At 33.0% G+C, this 2,695-nt stretch carries 3 protein-coding genes; all 3 read left to right on the top strand.

Annotated features, from left to right (window positions below; translation table 11 throughout):
• On the top strand, positions 1 to 682 hold a 682-nt coding region (locus ACU8DI_RS15250), incomplete at its 5' end, for a TPM domain-containing protein (RefSeq protein WP_447113656.1).
• A gap of 191 nt (positions 683 to 873) precedes the next feature.
• Positions 874 to 1,719 (top strand): hypothetical protein, encoded by an 846-nt coding sequence (locus tag ACU8DI_RS15245; protein WP_447113655.1) that lies wholly within the window; start codon positions 874 to 876, stop codon positions 1,717 to 1,719.
• A gap of 278 nt (positions 1,720 to 1,997) precedes the next feature.
• Positions 1,998 to 2,429: a hypothetical protein gene (locus tag ACU8DI_RS15240; protein ID WP_447113654.1), complete on the top strand. Its 432-nt coding sequence runs from the start codon at positions 1,998 to 2,000 to the stop codon at positions 2,427 to 2,429.
• Positions 2,430 to 2,695: the final 266 nt, after the last annotated feature.

Raw genomic sequence — 2,695 nt, 5'->3', positions numbered from 1 at the left:
CTCGGAAAGATTTGCTGGTTCAGCCTCGCGCTTCTTTTCCCGCGGAATTTTCGCCGTAAACGGCTCATCCAAGCGCAAAGCGCTTCGGCTGAAATTCCGCAACAAATCATACACAATTACGTTGTACACAATACCTGAAATGAAGATTGGAACAAAAATATTAATCCTGTTTCTGACCTTGAATTTGCTTTCTTGCAAAGGTTCAGCACAAGAAACTGAAACAAAAAGACCAATTCCAGAATTTGACTTCTCAACTGTTGAAAAATTCAGAGAAACAAAACATAAGGGACTGATAATAAATGATTTTGATAGCATATTTAGTCCTTCACAAAGAAAAGAACTATCAGACCTCCTTTATGACTATGACATCAATACAACACGACAAATAGTTGTTGTGACTGTGGATAGCATTGCACCATACTCTGATATTGTAAAATATGCAACTGATTTAGGTAATTATTTTGGAGTTGGAGACGCCGAAAAAGATAATGGACTTGTACTTGTGTTATGTAAACCTTGTAGACAAATCGGAATTGCATCTGGATCTAGAACAGAACTAATTTTAACTAACGAAATTTGCAAAGAAGTAATTCAGGCAATAATTATTCCCGAATTTAAAAAAGGAGAATATTATAACGGAATTAAAAAAGGTGTGACGGAACTAATAGAAATATGGAATTAAGTACTGTGTACAACAACGTGTATAATTAATTGCTAAGCTGGTTAAGACAAGGAATTTCTCCTACAAATTGCTATCTTAGTCTCAACGGAAAAATTTGAGTCCAACAGCTTGCGTTTTTCCCGCGGAACATCAGCCGCACTCGCAAGCTGTAAAACCGCAACTAATCATACACAATAACGTTACCACAAATATTGAAAAACAGTAATCAAATAATAAAGTTTAGTTCTAATTCTAAATATGTAGACTCGAATGTTTACCGATTATCGGAATTAAAACCAGCTGGAACCAAATTAATTTTAGAACCTAAAACGGAATTAATTGAACTCTTAAAACTGACTTTATTCGATTTGACATTAAAGCAAGTTTTAATAATAAAGAAAAGTCTAAAAAGGTCACATCCAAGAGACCCACATCTGAGAGAATATGTAATAGTGGAAACTGGCAAAAATTACGCAAAGTACAAACCAAACAAGTTTGAAGAATATTTTACAGAAAGAATAGATGAAGACAGTTATTTCCAGCTAAAAGCGTATTTGAGAGCAATATTTAAAGAAATCCCGTCTGAATACAAACATAAAAAGGAAATTGTTCGTGATTTAAAAATAAACGACCTTTTTAATGATGATTTAATTTCAAGTATTTTCTCTTTGCTAAAAACTAATTCAAAAGGTAATGAACTGAAAAAAGATATTACGGAGTATTTAAATCACGTTGATGAAAATATTGGCAACATAATCGAAAATGAGCCTGATAAAGCATTAGAATTAATACTCTTTCTTCAAGGAAACATTTTTCTTCTAAAAAACTTAAAATTTGAACTTTTAGAAAACTTAAAATTAATTTCGATAGCACGCTCGAATAATAATGATGATGAATATTTTGACGATTGGTTTTGGGTAGACTTTATGTATGATTCTGACTTGTCGATTTCCGAATTAATGTCTGATATAACTGATATGTTTGATTCAATTGATGAATATTTTGACTTTGATAGCGGAGGAGATTGGGACGGAGACTATGATTTTGATTTTGACTAAAAATACTTGTGGTAACACNACGGAGACTATGATTTTGATTTTGACTAAAAATACTTGTGGTAACACCGTGTATAATTCATTGCGGTAAGTGTTTAAGACGAGGAAAAATTCTCACATAATTTACTATCTTTAAATCTCGGAAAGAATTGCTGGCTCAGCCTTGCGCTTCTTTTCCAGCGGAATTTTCGCCGTAAACGGCTCATCCAAGCGCAAAGCGCTTCGGCTGAAATTCCGCAACAAATCATACACAATTACGTTGTAAAACATTTGACAAATCAATGACCGAAAGCATTTTAAAAGAATATTTTGAGAATAAAATAAGCTCTGAATTGCTTTCGTCTGATTTAAATGGAAGCATAAAAAAAGTAACTTACGATACTTCTGAAATTAGTGTTGTGAGAATGGAATCTAATTCGGAATTTGAAATTGAGCAAAAACATGTGAATAAAATTCTGACCGAAACGATTAATGGAAATCTGACTTATGATAATCTAAAAACTATTACCTCTGGATTGATGTTTTCCGACTATTTTACTTGGGATTCTGATACTGAAATCGGAAATAGAATTGAGACACTAATTGTAGAATTAGACAATACAGAAATTAATTATCCCATTTCAAATGAAAACCTAAGATTGTGGAAAGAATATTTAGAAAGCGGAATTCACAAGCTGAAAAAAAATAAAAACGTTTTACAACACCGCGTATAATTCATTGCGGTAAGTGTTTAAGACGAGGAAAATCTCCTACAAATCACTATCTTAGTCACAACGGAAAAATTTGAGCGCAACAGCTTGCGTCTTTCCCGCGGAACATCAGCCGCACACGCAAGCTGCAAAACCGCAACAAACCATACACAATTACGTTGTGTGTAATTATCATGAACAAAGATTTTTACTTTTTTAAAACAATTCTGCCAAAAACAAGAATTGCAGATTATTGTTTAGGATGTCTAGACAGTTCAGTTTTTATTGAT

This window comes from Psychroserpens sp. BH13MA-6, assembly GCF_052983595.1.
The sequence above is the reverse complement of the archived record's forward strand: the minus strand, read 5'-3'. Positions and strand labels throughout refer to the sequence as shown.

Coding starts and splice junctions, on each gene's coding strand:
- ACU8DI_RS15240 (WP_447113654.1), top strand. CDS start 1,998: ATGACCGAAAGCATTTTAAAAGAATATTTTGAGAATAAAATAAGCTCT.